Origin of the sequence: Cylindrospermum stagnale PCC 7417 (assembly GCF_000317535.1) — a bacterium.
Taxonomy (GTDB): domain Bacteria; phylum Cyanobacteriota; class Cyanobacteriia; order Cyanobacteriales; family Nostocaceae; genus Cylindrospermum; species Cylindrospermum stagnale.
Window position 1 is genome coordinate 410,318 of sequence record NC_019757.1, and the last position, 16,774, is coordinate 427,091.

Below are 16,774 nucleotides of genomic sequence, written 5' to 3' on the forward strand. Positions count from 1 at the left end.
TAGTGATATAAAGAAACACTAACAAATCAAACCTATGTTGTCTTCAGAGGGTAAACAAACTGATACCGCAGCGACTGGGCAGCAAACGCTAACCACTACCCAAACTAAGTGGCAGCAAGGGGGTGATCACGAGCAGATATTCCAGCTGATTGATAGTCTCTTGTCTTTTGAAGCTTGCCTCTATCACCAAATTTTGCCCTTTGGATTAGAAGATAACAACCTGTTGTTAGGTATAGTTCATCCACAAGACACCGCTGCCCTAGAATACGTTGGTCGCATTTTGTCTTATATCAATTTCACAATGGTAACCGAGCCAATCACAGCCGACACTCACCGCACCATATTATCAGCCTACCTCAACTACAAAAATACATTCCCACCAGGTGCCGAACCAGAGTATCAGCCAATAAAGGAGTTGCTCTCACAAAGAAGTGCTGCCAGAATTGCCGAAAACCCTATTGCCCCTACAACTGACTACTCTGAACCTAATTACCAACCGACACAGCTTGATCTGCCAACGGAAAGTAGTCAAAATCTTTGGCAGCGGGTAGATTTGCCCCCGATCCCAGATCTAGATAGCGCGTCTAAAACTAACAACCTCTTGACCCCCCTAAACCCAGATCAAGAGAATAGTTCCCAGGAAGCACTGCAACAAAACTTACCTATTTTGCCAGTACAAGTTCCCGAACTATTCAGTCCGATCGAGTTACTGGCTACACTACCACCCAAAAAATTACTGGAAGAATTACTAGGACGAGTTTTGGCTGGGGGAATTGGTCGGCTGTATTTAGAAAGACAACCTTACGAAGGCAGGATACTCTGGAGTGACAATGGAGTCTTGCAGTCTGTATTAGACAAACTGCCCCTCTCCGTGTTCCAAGGGGTGCTGAATGAATTAAAGCGGTTTACGTCCCTACCTGTTACCACAATGGCAGAACCAAAACAGGTAGAAAAGGAGTGCCTGTATCAACAAAACCGTTTGTTATTAAGGTTGCGAGTGATGCCGGGAATGTATGGCGAAGAGGCCACACTACAAGTGTTGCGAGGAGCAGCATTAAAGTTCTATCAACAACAACAGTTGATGCATCTGAGCCGTGATACCTTAGGAATTACTAAGCAACTGAGCTTCATGTTGCATGAACTGCAAGAGCGGCTTTTGCTTCATTCTCCCCTTAACTCACAGCAATTAGAAGCTTTAACTACCCTAAATCAACTAGTGGAAAAATTAGACCAACAGGTCAAAATACTCGCATCCCATAGTCAGTCACCAGAAAACAGCAAGTAACAGTTCTCTCCGTGAAACTGCTGTTTTCAATCCCAATAGATAATTTGTTATGTTGTAATTGAAGCATGGACTGAACAACTTTAAAGGTTCCAGTTAAATACGTGCAAACTTTGCTACCTAATTTAGCGAAAGATTACGGTTAAAAAAACTTATACTAGTAAACTTAGTTTTCGGCTCTAGAATTCATTTCCTGCAAATATTTCATGCAAATTGAGGTTTTTAGTGATATTTTCCCTTTGATGAGTACAGCCAGTCCACAAACTTTGGAATGGCTGCTCAACGTGGCAATTGAACACGAATACCCGTCTGGACGAGCTGTTGTGATGGAAGATGCTTGGGGTAATGCAGTTTACTTCTTAGTTTCTGGTTGGGTGAAAGTCCGGCGTACCAACGGGGATGATTCTGTTGCACTGGCGATTTTAGGTCAGGGAGATTTTTTTGGCGAAATGGCGGTTTTGGATGAATCTCCCCGCTCAACTGATGTCATTGCCCTTTCACCAGTGAAATTGCTGAGTGTTTCCAGAGAGCGTTTTATCCAAATCTTGTTTAAAGACCCTCAGTTACATCACCGGATGCTCCAACTGATGGTGCGGCGATTGCGGCAAATTAACCTGCGCTTGCAAATGCGGTCTTCACCACCAGCGGTCAAACTCGCCCATACCCTAGTTAGTTTGAGCGACAGCTATGGTCATGAATCAGCCGAAGGCAGGGAAATTTTTAATATTCCCTACAAAGATTTAGCAGAAGTGACAGAAATCAGCATTGAAGAAACCGCCAAAATCATGGAAAAGCTTCATGAAAAAGGATGGATCAAAATTAACAGTGCTAACAACATCATTTATCTAGTCAATTTCAAACAGTTGATGCATCTAGCTGGCAAAGTCTAATCAGTGTTGAGTGCTGAGTATTATGTCAATAGTCCACAGTTATTCAACAATTGACTATTGACTATTGACTATTGACTATTAACTATTGACTAATAAATCAGGACTCATAACTTAAGATGACTGAAGTAACAGCACCTCGCTCCAACACCCAAGTTCAGAAAACTGAGCCGACGATTCATTACCTAGTGACAATGCCTCAACCAGAAACCCATCTGTTTGAGGTGACTTTACACCTTGCTCACTACCCGTTGCCGATTCTCGATTTGAAACTGCCAGTGTGGACACCAGGTTCTTACCTAGTGCGAGAATACGCTAAGAACTTACAAGATTTTGCCGCTTTTGCGGGAGATAAACCTTTGGCTTGGCGGAAACTTAGTAAAAATCACTGGCAGATAGAGAAAATAGGTGTTTCAGAATTAAGCGTAAGTTATCGCATTTTTGCGAATGAGCTTTCGGTACGTACAAATCACTTGGATGCTACCCACGGCTATTTTAATGGTGCGGCACTGTTTGTGAGAATACCGGGTTGGGAGGGGCTACCAATTCGCGTTACTATTGCACCACCGCGCCCAGAATGGCAGGTAACTACTGGTTTACCACAAGTTGCTGAGGAAGCTAATACTTTCTTGGCTACGGATTTTGATACTCTTGTGGATAGTCCGTTCGAGATTGGTTGCCACCAGTTATATCACTTTGAGGTATTGGGCAAACCCCATGAATTGGCAATCTGGGGACAGGGAAATTTCCAACCGCAGCGGATGATTGCGGATTTCCAGAAAATTATCGAAGTGGAAGCGCAGATGTTTGGCGGTTTGCCATATCAACGATATGTGTTTCTGCTACATTTATTTAGCCAAGCTTTTGGCGGGTTGGAGCATAAAAACTGCTGTTCGTTAATTTACCAGCGTTTTGGGTTTCGCACTCAGGATAAGTACGATCGCTTTTTGCAGTTAGTAGCGCACGAGTTTTTTCACTTGTGGAATGTGAAGCGAATCCGCCCAATCGCCCTAGAAGTTTTTGATTACGACCAGGAAAACTATACACCATCCCTGTGGTTCTGTGAGGGAACTACGAGTTACTATGACTTGTTAATTCCAATGCGTGCGGGAATTTATGATGCTAAGGCGTATTTGCATCATTTGGGCAAGGAAATTACTAGATATGAAACGACACCAGGGCGCAAAGTCCAACCCCTCTCTGAGTCGAGTTTTGACGCTTGGATTAAACTTTATCGCCCAGATGCTAATAGCGGTAATTCCCAAATCTCCTACTATTTAAAGGGGGAAATGGTGTCATTGTTGCTGGATTTACTGATTCGGTCTCATCATCGCAATCAGCGATCGCTTGATGATGTGATGCTGAAAATGTGGCAGCAATTTGGACAAGGGGAAATTGGCTATACTCCAGAACAGTTGCAGGCTGTAATTGAATCTGTTGCGGGAAGGGATTTAGCAGATTTCTTTAACCGCTACCTGGACAGTACTGAAGAATTGCCCTTTGATCAGTATCTAGAACCTTTTGGATTGCAGTTGGTGGGGGAAGAGGAAGAACAACCTTACTTGGGTGTGAAGACAAATACAGAAAATGGGCGGGAGATGATTAAGTTTGTGGAAACGGATTCACCTGCACAAACAGCGGGAATTGATGCTGGGGATGAGTTGTTAGCAATTGATGGGATTAAGGTTGGGGCGAGTCAATTGAGCGAACGCTTGAAGGATTACCAACCAAACGACATGATCCAAGTTACAATCTTCCACCAAGACGAACTGCATACCTATTCTGTCACCCTTGCTGCACCACGTCCCACCAAGTATCAGGTAAAACCTGTTGAAAATCCTTCGCCCAAACAGATGGAGAATTTTGCAGGCTGGTTAGGTGTCCCGCTGGCAAGTCTTAGGTAAAGAGTAAAATCTTTTACTCTATAAAGTTTACCCCTTTCGAGACTGCTGCCTAGAAGGGGGCAAGTATAACCAGAAACCAGAATTTTTTGGTTATTTACTCTGACTTTTTAAAACACCTGGTTCGTGCTGAATCGGCAAAATATCCAAAATATCGGTTTGGGAACAATACTTGAGATCATCTAGACATTCCAGGCGCAGCAATCGCTTACCGTGACTAGCTTGGTGAAATAATCCTAATAAGTCATTTTGCCACTGAGAATAAAGAGCGATCGCACTCGCAACTTCATCATTACCAGTCAAATCCTCTAAAGAGGCGTGAGATTCTTTCCAGATACTGTGAGCGATCGCACCAGCACAAACTGTATCCTCTAGAGAAAAGCTGCCTTCCCAGCCAGAACCGACAATCCACACCGTCTCTGGTTGTTTTTCTAAAAGAAATTTCACCACCGCTGCCCGGTTAATCAAGGCTGCTGCTAGGACAATGGGCGCCTCTTGTATTCGTTGTAAGGCCCGGGTGCCATTGGTGGTGCTGATAAACAAGCGCCGCCCCTGCACTAGTTCTGGTGTGCAGTCGAGGGGAGAATTACCCAACTCAAAGCCGGCAACTTTCGCACCGCCGCGTTCTCCAGCTCGTAATCTTTTTTCCGGGGGCCATTTTTCGCTCACTTCGACGAGTTGATCTAAATCGCTGAAGACTTGCACAGCCTCGCCTCCAGCCGCTAAAACCGTTGCCATTGTGCTAGTGGCCCGCAAGACATCGACGGCGATCGCGCATTCTGGTGCTTGATCAGTTGGCGTCAATTCCGGAGTGTGGTATATAAATAGCTTCACGCGCTGGATACACCTGCTCTAATACTACTGCCGTAATATTTTACCGAGTTAGGGGCACTAACTACAGTCGTATTTATTGATGATTGGTATAACTTCGGATAAATGAAGAAATCCTAAAAAAGCCTGCTTTCATAGATTAGAGACTTTCAGACGTACTGCTCTATCTTGTAACCTGAGAACAGAGAATAGATTTTCTGGCAGAATTCCGCCCCCAGAGGCTAGTCCTGTCCAATAAAAACCGAAATCTTCATCTACATTGCACTCATCTCCAATCCCACATCTCAAATCAATATGGCACCTTTACCCGATTACCGCCCAAAACAACTGTCTGTAGGTCCTTTGGAAGCAGAAATTTTAAGTCTTATTTGGGAACTTGGTTCAGCTACAGTCAAAGATGTACACGATCGCATTTTGGCTGATCCCAACCGCGAATTAGCTTATACTTCTGTTACTACCGTTCTGCGTCGGCTTACCGAGAAAGGTTGGCTAGCCTGCGACAAACAGGGAAAGGCTTTCTATTGGCGGCCATTACTGACAGAGCAACAGGCACAGATGATTAAAGCACACGAGCAGTTGCAGCGATTTTTAGCGGTGGGGAATCCTGACGTAGTGGCAGCATTCGCTGATAGTCTGGATGAAGCGGCCAGTGAGCAAATAGAAGCGATCGCTAAACGGATTCAAGCCGCACGCCAAGCGAGGGAGGAACAATGATGCATCTGATGATGATTTTAATTGCTGTGACAGTTGCCTGGTGGTTGAGAACTTCTGGGAACGCAGATCTTGGTAGTTGGAATCTGCGATGGCGGCGATCGCTATTTTTATTTCTCTTCCCCCCCTTGTTAATTTTCATGACAGCCAACGCCGTAGTCTGCATGGGCACCCAAGGGAAAATGGGCGGGATGTATACAGACTCCTTCAGCTATGTATTAGCTTTAATTTGTCTAGCATTTTCTGCCGTTTTGTGTATCAAACTGGGTTTTCAGGGATGGAAATCTGTAAAATCCGCCCGCGACTGTCCCCAAGTGCATCTGGCTGGTAAACAAGTCCGGTTATTACAAACAGGGGCTTTGTTCGCTGGACAAATGGGTTTTTGGCAACCTGAATTAGTCATTAGCCAGGGATTGCTGCAAACTCTCTCACCTACCCATTTAGAAAGCGTCTTAGCCCATGAGCAAGGGCATTACCATTACAGGGATACATTCTGGTTTTTTTGGCTGGGTTGTGTGCGTTCCTGCACCGCCTGGTTGCCAAATACAGAGCCTTTGTGGGAAGAACTTTTAGCTTTGCGAGAACTCCGGGCTGATAGTTATGCTGCATCCCAAGTAGACCCCTTGGTGCTAGCAGAATCGCTGCTATTGGTAGTCACAAACAGCCCTGTATCATCAGAAGTCTGCTGTGCCGCTTTGGGTTCTTCCAGTATAGGCGACCGTTTAGAGCAGAGAATAGAAGCTTTATTAACCCCACCAGAACCCACCCCAGAACCTCAAATGCTTTCCTGGCATAACTTTCTTTTAGCCTTCCTCCCTTTAATAACCGTAATTTTCCACGCTTAAATTATTCAACAAGAACCTCTCCCCGCCTTTGGCTGAAGCCAAAGTCTCCCCTATGAGATGAGGGTAATTAGCCCCATTCCCTTGTAGGGAAGGGGGTTGGGGGTTAGGTCTTTTTATATCATTCTTCTTCTAGCAACAGTTCTACAAACTTTTGCACCAAAGGAACTTGAAAAGCATTAGCTTCTGGATTTAAAATTTCCTTTCGCACCAGTCTTTTCACAACACCTTTATCTTGCTGGGTGGGAGTTTCGCCGTAAATTAAACGTTTTAGGAAATTGCGATCGCTCACTGCTAAACTTTTCCATAACTCCCGAAAATATTGATCTCCCCTTTCCAGCACTTGGGGAATAATCACTAGCCTAGGGTGTACACACAAGTTATCCGATTACCCAAAAGTCTTGAAAAACCTCACCCTGTCCTGACGGACATCCCTCTCCTTCACAAGGAGAGGGAAAAACATGACATCCCTCTTTTTCGCAAGCTAAGGGAAAGAAATAACATCCCTCTCCTTCACAAGGAGAGGGACAGATTTTGCGTAGCAAAACCAGGGTGAGGTTCTGTGTCGCTACTTTATCCCCAGCTTTTCAATCACAAAATCCCGAACATCATTCCAGTGCAGCACACCGGCAAAGACTAAAATCACCAACAGCAAAATTCCGATTCCCATAACCCAATTAGTCACTTCACCCACACTTGCGCCAATAAATTTGGTGAAACTACCCAAACGCACCGGCATATCCCTAACTACCCAACGCAACCAACGCGATCGCTGTTTTTTTGAATTAGACTGAAAGTTAGCAAGCTGTTTGTCAAAATGCTCTTTTGCCCATTTGACAGACTTGTTTTGTTGACGTGCTTCCACTAAATAGAAGCCAGCCAATTGCAACTGATAAGGATGTCGTTTTCCCCACTGCTGGGCGTGATTCTGCTCATCTATGCTCAAAACAGGTAGGCTATTAATTGAGCCACTTGACAAACGCACCAGTTTGATAGCCTCATCTGTAGTGAGTTCCTGCAAATCAATAGAGTGTCCAATGTTGAAGAACCCAGAGACAAAACGATGCTCACTACCGTAAACATCCAGCTTTTTGCGGGAAGTTATCACTAGCATTAAGGCGTTATCATCCATTAGCGATCGCAAATTGTCATAAAATCCATTATCAAATTCCTGGGGATGTTTCAAAAGGCTTTCAAAATCATCCAAGCAAAGAACAGGTAGCTTTCCCTGCTGTTTCCATTGCTTGATCGCATCTGAAAATCCTTGGCGATTCAGCGATTTACCCTTCAAGGCATGATTCAGCCTGTTTTGCCATCCAGAAACAGAATTCGATAAACCTTGCGCTACCGCCTCATAGAAACCCATCTCTGTTTGACAATCCCCATCCCGTAGGGACAGGTAAATCACCGCAAAACGCCTAGAGTCTTGCACTCGCTGTTGCCAAGTTAGCCAAAAGTGATACAGCAACGAAGACTTACCAATCCGCTGATCACCAACAATATTGATACTTGTCGGCTGTACACCAATCATCCGAGATGCGATCGCTTGTAGTTCATCCTCACGCCCTACAAACAGCCGGAAATCTTTAATCGTCCCCCCAGCCACAAACGGGTTAGAGGAAAGGGAACCATTAGTCATTATCTAAAAAATAATTACATAAATTTAAGCATTAGCACTTACAATACTAAACCCAAAAACTCCCTAGACAACCTCCAGCTTGGACAGTTGTTACTGATATGATTTTTCTTTTAAAAGAGATAATTTCTAGCAAAGAACATTTGCAATATAGAAGTAATTTTCAAAGCCTCTCTCCACCCCCCCTAAAGTCCCCCCTACAGGGGGGACAACAACTGAGCCTCTCCTGAAAGGAGAGGTTTGGAGAGGTGGAGAGAGGTTTGGAGAGAGGTCAAAGTGTATTGCACCCCAAAGAAAAAGTCCTATATAGCGGTTCTCATTTGAGTCTAATACAGACCTAACCCCCAACCCCAACAACCTCTCCCTAACCCTCCCCACCTCTCCCTACCCCTCCCATGCAAGGGGAGGGAACATATGGACTCCCCCCTGAAAGGGGGGAACTTGGGGGGTGGGGAGGGGAAAGGAAAAGCTTTTATTACTCTTAAGGGGAGCAAGATTCAAAGCCTCTCTCCGACACGCAGAGAGGTTTGGAAAGAGGTAATATTGCACCCAAAAAGAAATCCCCCTCCCCGCTGTTTCGTGAAGGTGCTAACGGTGGGGTTCCGAATGCTGGCTTGGTTTGAGTAATTCCTGCGAATTAGCAGGTTTTTCCCGTGGTGCTAGCCGTTCTTGTAACCGCTGCACTTCAGGACTGACTTTCAGCAGAGTATCAGCAGCAGCATCATTTCTGTCGAGTAGAAGTTGAATTTCTCTGTCAAACTGTTCCCTTCCCCGACTGAAAAAATTAGGCTCTCTTGGGTAAATTCCGCCATTGACTACTTGCTGAATCTCATTAGCAGCAACTGGTGTATTCATCAACAACACCGACAGTAAGACCGTTGTCGCTATAGCCAAGCCGGAGATGATAATATTTAAATTTACTTTCATGTTAACCCTCTATGAACAGGGCAAACACCTGTTATTAATCAAAAACAATTGCTGCTCAAAAAGCCAAATTTACTAGCATTAACTGTGACTTCTTGGGACTATTGCCTTAATTACTGTTTCGCCGACTTTGCAGATGTTTTCCCAAAAGTCGATATTTTTTCTACCTATATTATATGCAATACATTTCTTGAAATTTCAATAGTCAGCAAAAGCCAAACTCAGCAATTTTGCAATTCCTTCAGCGCCTTTGCCAAATACTCATACTGCTGGCGCTGATTATAAATTTGTGCCGATATCCGCACCAGTAGCCGGGGTGATTCTTGCCAGGGAATCACCTGCACTTGAATGCCAAACCGATCAAATAATTCATCGTGCAGAAACATAAAATTATAATTTTCCAACTCCTCAGGCATTGGCACAACCGCCATTGAACCAATCATCTCTGCTGGACAAGGTGGCAAAACTCCTAGCGCTGCACAAAGTAGCTGTCTTCCCTCCAATGCTAGCTGATGATTGCGCTGCATCAATTCTGTCCACCCACCAGGTAATAATGAACCCAAAAATGCGATCGCCTCTGGCGGGCACTCCGTGCGATCGCCAATGGTACACATATATAATTGGTAGGATCATTAGTACCCATCCAGTCAAATTCCAACTGAAAGCGACTCTTATCAGTGCGTGGGGAGTTTGCACCCACTACCCGCGCACCAGTGCGACTAGCGATAAAATCCAGGGCATTCCGACAAGCATTGTACTCGTGGTTAGTTGTCAGAATTTCGTCTTCTGGCGAAAATCTGAGTGACCTTAACACAGAATTAACGCCAGTCGTCGCGTTAGGAACAAATACCAACTCCTGGATATTACAGCCAACAAACGCCGCCAGTTTTTGCCTAGCATCATCTAGCAATGGTTCCCACTCTCTGCCAAAAAAGCATAGGGGTTCCGATTCCATCTGATAACGCAGGCGTTGTTGAACTGCCAGCACTATTTTAGGGCAAGCACCGTATGACCCGTGATTGAGAAACATCACATCTGGGTCAAGTGACCATAATTGCTAGAAATCTAAAGCTTGAAGTGTGAAATCTGTTTTCTCATCCTTCATTCTTTATTTTCCGCCTTTTTTTAAACTCCCCAGGCCGGATTCGAACCAGCGACCAATCGATTAACAGTCGATCGCTCTACCACTGAGCTACTGAGGATTACTCACGTTTCACAATCATAGGGCTAAAAATAGAATTTGGCAAGTACCTTAGCCAAAAATTTTGCCTGATTTTTTGTAGCGGCTTAAAACTAAACTGTTCGCCAGCCAAAACCCGCTCTAGAGGCTAAAGCAGAGATTTCCATATACTGCAATTTACTTTAATCCCATTCGCAACTCGGCCAGACGCTGTCGCGCTTGAGCATCGATAGCATTGGCTAAAAATCTGCTTTGAGATTTTCTACGTGTTTGATACTTGTGCCGCATTCGACAAACAGTGGCTTCCACTTCACCACAGAGTTGTTGTGCCGATAACCATTCAGCCCCATAACCCTGTACCATCAGCTGCTGTGCTCGATCTGATGTGGCAACAATCACGCGAGAAATCAAAGATTGAGCTACTTGATAGCGGAAAGACGCACAGGATTTTTCAATGTAGGTATCTGCGGTCTGCCCGAAATCGGTGTAATAAACTGATAAAAGATCTGTGATAGTTTCTTTGTTACTAGAGGAGTTTTGATATTGGGCGTCAAAAACAATTTGAGTTTCATAACCTTGAAATGAGCTATAACTCGTCATCGTTTCGACCAATTCCCCACGTGCGGCCTCTAGTCCAGCGCTATCACGAGTTTTTTTCAGGCAAGGCCAAGCGCCTATTATGTTGTAGCCGTCCACAAGCAGGACGGCTTGGAGTGAAGAACGGGACATGGTTTTTAATCACAATTATCTAGAGTTAGCAAAATTCATTCATAAGTTTTATAGTAATTGAAGCATTGCCTGTAACTCTATGTTACAGAGGACAAAATATGCGGATAGAGCGCAAAAGTAGACCCAAAGGTAGAAGCAGCAAATTGTAGCAAGCCTTTAAAAAAATCTCGCCGTAGTTCTTTGTAATTGGGTAATTAATTTTTAGAAGTCATTCTCAGCCAAGGGAATAATCTCACCAAATACTTGTCTATACTACGTTTCGCTCAATATAAAAAAGTACTATCTATCCCAAATTGGCATGACACCAAGAAACCCGAACCCTACCAAAAATTACATACTAAATCACCAGACGCCTATGAAACAAGCAAGTTTCTGGCATCTGGTGTATAGTTCCTGATTATTTAGCTTGAGACAGATAACTGAGGCAAAAATCCCTATCAGGAGGTTTTTTTGTGTCCAGTTAGCTTTTTGGCTACTGTTTCTCAACCTCCATCAGACGTTGTTTGAGGCGTTGGGCTTCACCCGAATCCACTAGTGAGCCTTTTTCTAGTAAAAAAGCGCCGTCACAGTAATTTAACTCGTCTAGGCGATGAGTCACCCACAAAGCTGTAATTCGCCGACTTTTGACAAGGCTGCGGACACCAGATACTAAGTCCAGTTGGCTATCTGGATCTAGTAAAGCAGTGGGTTCATCTAATAATAAGACTTCACAGTGACGGGCGATCGCACCAGCAATTGCTACTCGCTGTTTTTGTCCCCCAGAGAGAGCATAAATAGGGCGTCGTTGCAAGGCCAGCAAATTTACCGCCCCTAGGGCTTCCTCAACCCTAGCTCTCACCGCAGCTGGAGGCAATTTTTCTGCCACCAATCCAAAAGCCACATCAGCACCAACCGTTGGCATCACCAGTTGATGATCAGGATTTTGAAACACAAAGCCAACAGGAGGCAAAACCCCAATTTCGCCGGATGCGGGAACTAATAACCCCGCCAGCAGTCTCAGTAACGTTGATTTACCACTGCCATTTGTACCCAAAAGCATCCAAAATTCACCCTTGGGGACTTCTAGAGAACAAGATTTGATCACTTGCTCTCCATTAGGCCAAATGAAGTTTAAATCCTTAACCTCGATACCTACTGCCGCCATTTGCGTACCTTCTTTATTCAGCAGCTAGGGCGAAAAAGCCTGGTGGTCTGCCACCACCAACGGTTACACCATCTTTCTGAACAATCTGTACACCCGAAATTTCACTAGCACGAACAGCAATTTTTTTCTCTGTCTTGCCCTCGCACTTGAGTTCTACAATATCAGGGTTGCCAGAGCGCATTGCTGCCAAAAGCAACTGATAGACAGCCTCGGCATCCTCAGCGGTCTTACGTTGCACTGATATCGGGAAAGCAGTATTTTTGATGCTTAAGTCGATGGTAAACATTTAGCATTAATCACATTTCACTGTAGGACTCATTCTAGCGTTAGCTGACTGATTCCTGGGACTGGGGATTGGGGATTGGGGATTGGGGATTGGGAAATTATTGCTGATCCCTACATCTCGGTTATTTTGAATTATGAGTGTCGAATTTTGCGTCTGTTTTCCCCTTTTTCCCTACTCTTGCGCCATCGTGAGGACTGCTGGAGGCATTTGCACTACATCAAAGATTAATTTTTATCAAAATTCCCCTAGAAAAATTAGAGATTTGCACTTAATATGATTAAAGATGGTAAAAAATTGTAAACTGGATTCATAACCCGGTTAACTTTCTGTTTATAGACGGCTGTTACATAGCCATCTGTACACAGATAAAATCTGTACTTATAAACATTTGGAGATTCCTCTAATGACCATTGCAGTAGGACGCGCCCCCAGTTCTAGAGGGTGGTTTGACGCTCTAGACGACTGGTTAAAGCGCGATCGCTTCGTATTCGTAGGTTGGTCAGGGATACTACTGTTCCCCTGCGCCTTCCTAGCACTAGGCGGTTGGCTAACAGGTACAACCTTCGTTACCTCTTGGTACACCCACGGATTAGCCTCCTCCTACTTAGAAGGAGCTAACTTCCTGACAGTAGCAGTATCCACCCCTGCCGACAGCATGGGACACTCCCTACTGTTGCTCTGGGGACCAGAAGCTCAAGGCGACTTCACCCGTTGGATTCAATTAGGTGGATTGTGGCCATTCGTCGCCCTCCACGGAGCCTTCGGTTTAATCGGCTTCATGTTGCGGCAATTTGAAATCGCCCGCCTAGTAGGGATTCGTCCTTACAACGCCCTCGCCTTCTCTGGCCCCATCGCCGTATTCGTCAGCGTCTTCTTGATTTACCCCTTGGGACAATCCAGCTGGTTCTTCGCACCCAGCTTTGGCGTTGCTGCTATTTTCCGCTTCCTCCTATTCCTACAAGGCTTCCACAACTGGACCCTCAACCCCTTCCACATGATGGGAGTAGCGGGTATCCTGGGTGGAGCGCTATTGTGCGCCATTCACGGAGCCACAGTCGAAAATACCTTGTTTGAAGATGGTGAAGGTTCTAACACCTTCCGCGCCTTCAATCCGACCCAATCGGAAGAAACCTACTCAATGGTGACAGCAAACCGTTTCTGGTCACAGATTTTCGGCATTGCTTTCTCTAACAAGCGCTGGTTGCACTTCTTCATGTTGTTTGTGCCAGTAACAGGCTTGTGGATGAGCGCCATCGGTATCGTCGGCTTGGCACTCAACCTGCGGGCTTATGACTTCGTCTCCCAAGAATTGCGGGCAGCCGAAGACCCAGAGTTTGAAACTTTCTATACCAAAAACATTTTGCTGAACGAGGGTATCCGCGCTTGGATGGCTCCTCAAGATCAACCCCACGAACAATTTGTATTCCCTGAGGAAGTATTACCTCGCGGTAACGCTCTCTAAATCACGCTAAATTAATCCCCATTTAGCATTCATCATTCTGTTCAGTCATCCTCCACCTGTTGGTGGGGGTTTTTCTTTTTTTAGATTTAGATTAATCTCTATAATTAATTTCTTGTGTTATAGTAATTCAAGGTTACAAACCCAGAGCAAAACGCTCTGCCCTTTTGAAATTAAGACCACTTAGGCAACAAGGAGGTGATGCCCATGATAGAAAGTAGTAAATGCATGGGTCATCAGGTTGTAGTTAGCCGGCTGTGTGCCGGGGCTGTTCTCTAAAAGTTAGCCTTAGTTATCCTGAGATACTAAGTTAGCTCAAGTAGCTAGGCAAGCTCGGAGTTCCTTCCGGCAGTCTGGTTACAACCTGAAGACCCGCTAGACCGCTCTAATTTAGATCACCTGATCTGAATCAGAGCGGATAGTTTTTTATAGGTGACTTTTGATTTATTGAGATCCACCTTTCATCCCCGCCCTATCTCCGCTCCGCTACGATTGAGGGAAGGGTTTTCCTGGTGAATTTTGATAAATAGGGATTTTTTGAGATGGCGCAACCACTTACACAAGCAGAAATTCAATCAAAAGCCAGCCTTCTGTCAGGTTGGACAGTTGAGGGGTCAAAATTGCAGACCACCCGTAAATTTAAAGATTTTGTCCAAGCAATTGAGTTTGTCAATAAGTTAGTGGAACCTTCTGAGTCGGTTGGACATCATCCAGATATAGAGATTTCTTATAACAAAGTGAAAATTACACTGACAACACATGATGCCGGTGGGTTGACGCAGAATGACTTTAATCTAGCAGAGGTAATTTCTCAGATCAACTAAGGGACTTTTGGTCAATAGTTTCTTAGCCTATTGGCGTTCAAGACTTTAAGTGAGTAGGGAGTAGTGGATATACGCCCTACTCCGTACTCGGATTATGCTGATCATATATTTGGCTTATATATGTGAGAGTTAAGCAGATATATGTGAGAGTTAAGCAGAATTATCGCTTTTATCTTGATCATCTGAATTAGATGGGCTATAATGATAAGCTATGAAGGTGTGTTTTTGCATAAGTTAATTACATAGATTTTTAACGATTAGTTAATCAGTTATTAGCTTGGCAAAAACTAAAATTGTAGTGGTGGCAGCTAAACCTCATCCACAGGTGCCAACAAAGATGTCGCATTTCTGAGAATTAGGTGCAGCAAACACTATTATGTATATAAGGTGTGAGGAGAAAAGGAAAAATGTCTAATCTCTTGTGGAAGTCCCTGGTGGTTAGCCCAGCAGTTTTAGGAGCAACGCTGCTAGTTTCGGCAACAGCAATTGCGGCTCCAAATACAGCCACTGAAGTATCGCCAGTAGAAAATCAAGGCACAACTCAAGTTACCCAACAGCCTGAAATCTTGGCGCAAACAGCCAATGATGCCAAGGTTTTGGATCAAGTTAAACGCTACAGCAACGAAGGCAACACTAGTCAGTCTCAAGTAACATCTGTTTCTCAGTTTTCCGATGTCCAACCCACTGACTGGGCATTCCAAGCGTTGCAGTCCTTGGTTGAGCGCTATGGTTGTATTGCTGGTTACCCGAATGGTACTTACCGCGGTAACCGTGCTTTGACCCGTTACGAATTTGCCGCTGGCTTAAATGCCTGTTTGGATCGAGTTAACGAATTGATTGCCACAGCAACGGCTGATTTGGTGACAAAACAGGATTTAGCAACATTACAGCGGTTACAAGAAGAATTTTCAGCTGAACTAGCAACCCTACGCGGTCGTGTAGATTCCTTAGAAGCGCGGACTGCTGAACTGGAAGCAAATCAGTTCTCCACCACCACCAAGCTGGTTGGTGAAGCGATTTTTGCAGTCAGTGATGCCTTTGGGGATAGAACCGGGGAAGCCAACAATACCGTATTCCAAGACAGAGTACGTTTAGGCTTGCAAACCAGCTTCACAGGTAGAGATGTGTTAACCACCCGTTTATCGGCTGGTAATGCACGAGCCTTTAATATAGTGGGTCAGGGTGGTGCAAGTGTCAATACAGCAGAAGGCACACAAACATATCAAGTGGGTAGCACTACTGACAACAGTGTTAGGATAGACCGCTTGACTTATGAAGCTCCTGTTGGGCCTGCTCAAGTTTACTTAGCAGCGGCTGGAGGGCAACATAGTCACTATGCTGCTGTTAACAACCCTTACTTCTTCGACAAAACCGACGGCGGTAATGGTGCTCTGTCTACCTTCGCTTCGGAAAATCCCATCTATCGGATTGGTGGTGGTGCAGGTATAGCACTTAACGTACCCTTTGGTAAACCGGGCGGTGTCTTGAAATCAAGTTCACTAACCTTAGGTTACTTAGCGTCGGAAGCTAATAATCCTACCGCCGGTCAAGGTGTGTTCAATGGCAATTATGCCGCTTTAGGACAGTTGAATTTTAGTGTTGGCGATCGCATAGGCGTAGCCGCTACCTATGTCCATGGTTATAACGGCACAGATGGGACTTTATTCGATGGGGGCGGCACACTAGGGGTAGGCGATACTTCTCCTGTTGTAGGTACTTCACAAGCCAACAGGCTCAGTGGCACAGATGCGTCTTCCAGCAATTCCTACGGTTTGTCACTTGCGTTCAGACCTAGCGAGAAATTATCGGTTAGCGGCTTCGTATCTTACCACGATGTCACAGGCTTCGGTGCTAATGATGATTACGAAGCTTGGAGCTACGGAGCCGGGTTAGCCTTACCTGACTTCGGTAAGAAGGGTAACGTATTGGGTATTTTCGGCGGCGCATCACCCTATGCTCTTAACCGAGGTGGTGGTAATAAAGTCCCATATCAGATTGAAGGCTTCTACAAATATCGCGTGTCGGATAACATCTCTGTTACCCCTGGTGTTATCTGGTTGACCGCTCCTGGTCAAAGTAACGATAACGACGATGCATTTATCGGTACTCTCAGAACAACCTTCACTTTCTAGATTGTT

At 44.9% G+C, this 16,774-nt stretch carries 14 protein-coding genes, 1 tRNA gene and 2 pseudogenes; 8 read left to right on the forward strand and 9 right to left on the reverse strand.

Annotated features, from left to right (window positions below):
• Positions 1-739 precede the first annotated feature (739 nt).
• The 3 genes and pseudogenes from CYLST_RS36645 to CYLST_RS01870 all read left to right on the forward strand — a co-directional run.
• A pseudogene (locus CYLST_RS36645) lies at positions 740-1,285 on the forward strand (pilus assembly protein PilB); the annotation flags it as partial.
• A gap of 203 nt (positions 1,286-1,488) precedes the next feature.
• Positions 1,489-2,172: a Crp/Fnr family transcriptional regulator gene (locus CYLST_RS01865; protein ID WP_015206005.1), complete on the forward strand. Its 684-nt coding sequence runs from the start codon at positions 1,489-1,491 to the stop codon at positions 2,170-2,172.
• 116 nt (positions 2,173-2,288) lie between these two features.
• Positions 2,289-4,073 carry a M61 family metallopeptidase gene (locus tag CYLST_RS01870; protein WP_015206006.1) on the forward strand — a complete coding sequence of 595 codons (1,785 nt, stop codon included), beginning with the start codon at positions 2,289-2,291 and terminating at the stop codon, positions 4,071-4,073.
• A gap of 90 nt (positions 4,074-4,163) precedes the next feature.
• Here CYLST_RS01870 and CYLST_RS01875 read toward each other — a convergent pair whose 3' ends face one another.
• Positions 4,164-4,904, reverse strand: a complete 741-nt coding sequence (locus CYLST_RS01875; RefSeq protein ID WP_015206007.1) for a 2-phosphosulfolactate phosphatase family protein — start codon at positions 4,902-4,904, stop codon at positions 4,164-4,166.
• A 291-nt stretch (positions 4,905-5,195) separates the two neighbouring features.
• Here CYLST_RS01875 and CYLST_RS01880 point away from each other — a divergent pair, with 291 nt between their 5' ends.
• Positions 5,196-5,615 (forward strand): BlaI/MecI/CopY family transcriptional regulator, encoded by a 420-nt coding sequence (locus CYLST_RS01880; protein WP_015206008.1) that lies wholly within the window; start codon positions 5,196-5,198, stop codon positions 5,613-5,615.
• Positions 5,615-6,457 (forward strand): M56 family metallopeptidase, encoded by an 843-nt coding sequence (locus CYLST_RS01885; RefSeq protein ID WP_015206009.1) that lies wholly within the window; start codon positions 5,615-5,617, stop codon positions 6,455-6,457. Before CYLST_RS01880 ends, CYLST_RS01885 begins: the two co-directional genes overlap by 1 nt.
• Positions 6,458-6,575: 118 nt before the next feature.
• Here the strand turns inward: CYLST_RS01885 and CYLST_RS01890 are convergent, their stop codons facing one another.
• The 8 genes and pseudogenes from CYLST_RS01890 to CYLST_RS01925 form a co-directional block, all read right to left on the reverse strand.
• Positions 6,576-6,812 (reverse strand): hypothetical protein, encoded by a 237-nt coding sequence (locus CYLST_RS01890; protein WP_015206010.1) that lies wholly within the window; start codon positions 6,810-6,812, stop codon positions 6,576-6,578.
• A 210-nt stretch (positions 6,813-7,022) separates the two neighbouring features.
• Positions 7,023-8,093: an ATP-binding protein gene (locus tag CYLST_RS01895; RefSeq protein ID WP_015206011.1), complete on the reverse strand. Its 1,071-nt coding sequence runs from the start codon at positions 8,091-8,093 to the stop codon at positions 7,023-7,025.
• 585 nt (positions 8,094-8,678) lie between these two features.
• Positions 8,679-9,017 carry a hypothetical protein gene (locus tag CYLST_RS01900; protein WP_015206013.1) on the reverse strand — a complete coding sequence of 113 codons (339 nt, stop codon included), beginning with the start codon at positions 9,015-9,017 and terminating at the stop codon, positions 8,679-8,681.
• Between the two features lie 218 nt (positions 9,018-9,235).
• Positions 9,236-10,044: pseudogene (locus CYLST_RS01905) on the reverse strand (aminotransferase class V-fold PLP-dependent enzyme).
• Between the two features lie 100 nt (positions 10,045-10,144).
• Positions 10,145-10,216 (reverse strand) — tRNA-Asn (locus CYLST_RS01910).
• Positions 10,217-10,371: 155 nt separating this feature from the next.
• Positions 10,372-10,923 (reverse strand): NYN domain-containing protein, encoded by a 552-nt coding sequence (locus CYLST_RS01915; protein ID WP_015206014.1) that lies wholly within the window; start codon positions 10,921-10,923, stop codon positions 10,372-10,374.
• A gap of 472 nt (positions 10,924-11,395) precedes the next feature.
• The gene (locus tag CYLST_RS01920) at positions 11,396-12,067 is read right to left on the reverse strand and encodes an ABC transporter ATP-binding protein (RefSeq protein WP_015206015.1); all 672 of its coding nucleotides are present in this window, start codon (positions 12,065-12,067) and stop codon (positions 11,396-11,398) included.
• 13 nt (positions 12,068-12,080) lie between these two features.
• Positions 12,081-12,353 carry a UPF0367 protein family gene (locus tag CYLST_RS01925; protein WP_015206016.1) on the reverse strand — a complete coding sequence of 91 codons (273 nt, stop codon included), beginning with the start codon at positions 12,351-12,353 and terminating at the stop codon, positions 12,081-12,083.
• Positions 12,354-12,756: 403 nt separating this feature from the next.
• Here CYLST_RS01925 and psbD point away from each other — a divergent pair, with 403 nt between their 5' ends.
• From psbD to CYLST_RS01940, 3 genes are all read left to right on the forward strand, one after another.
• The gene (gene psbD / locus CYLST_RS01930) at positions 12,757-13,815 is read left to right on the forward strand and encodes a photosystem II D2 protein (photosystem q(a) protein) (protein ID WP_015206017.1); all 1,059 of its coding nucleotides are present in this window, start codon (positions 12,757-12,759) and stop codon (positions 13,813-13,815) included.
• A 539-nt stretch (positions 13,816-14,354) separates the two neighbouring features.
• A complete protein-coding gene (locus CYLST_RS01935) occupies positions 14,355-14,636 on the forward strand; it encodes a 4a-hydroxytetrahydrobiopterin dehydratase (protein ID WP_015206018.1) in 282 nt (93 codons plus the stop codon).
• A gap of 407 nt (positions 14,637-15,043) precedes the next feature.
• Complete coding sequence (locus CYLST_RS01940) at positions 15,044-16,768, forward strand: iron uptake porin (protein ID WP_015206019.1); 1,725 nt, start codon at positions 15,044-15,046, stop codon at positions 16,766-16,768.
• Positions 16,769-16,774 lie beyond the last annotated feature (6 nt).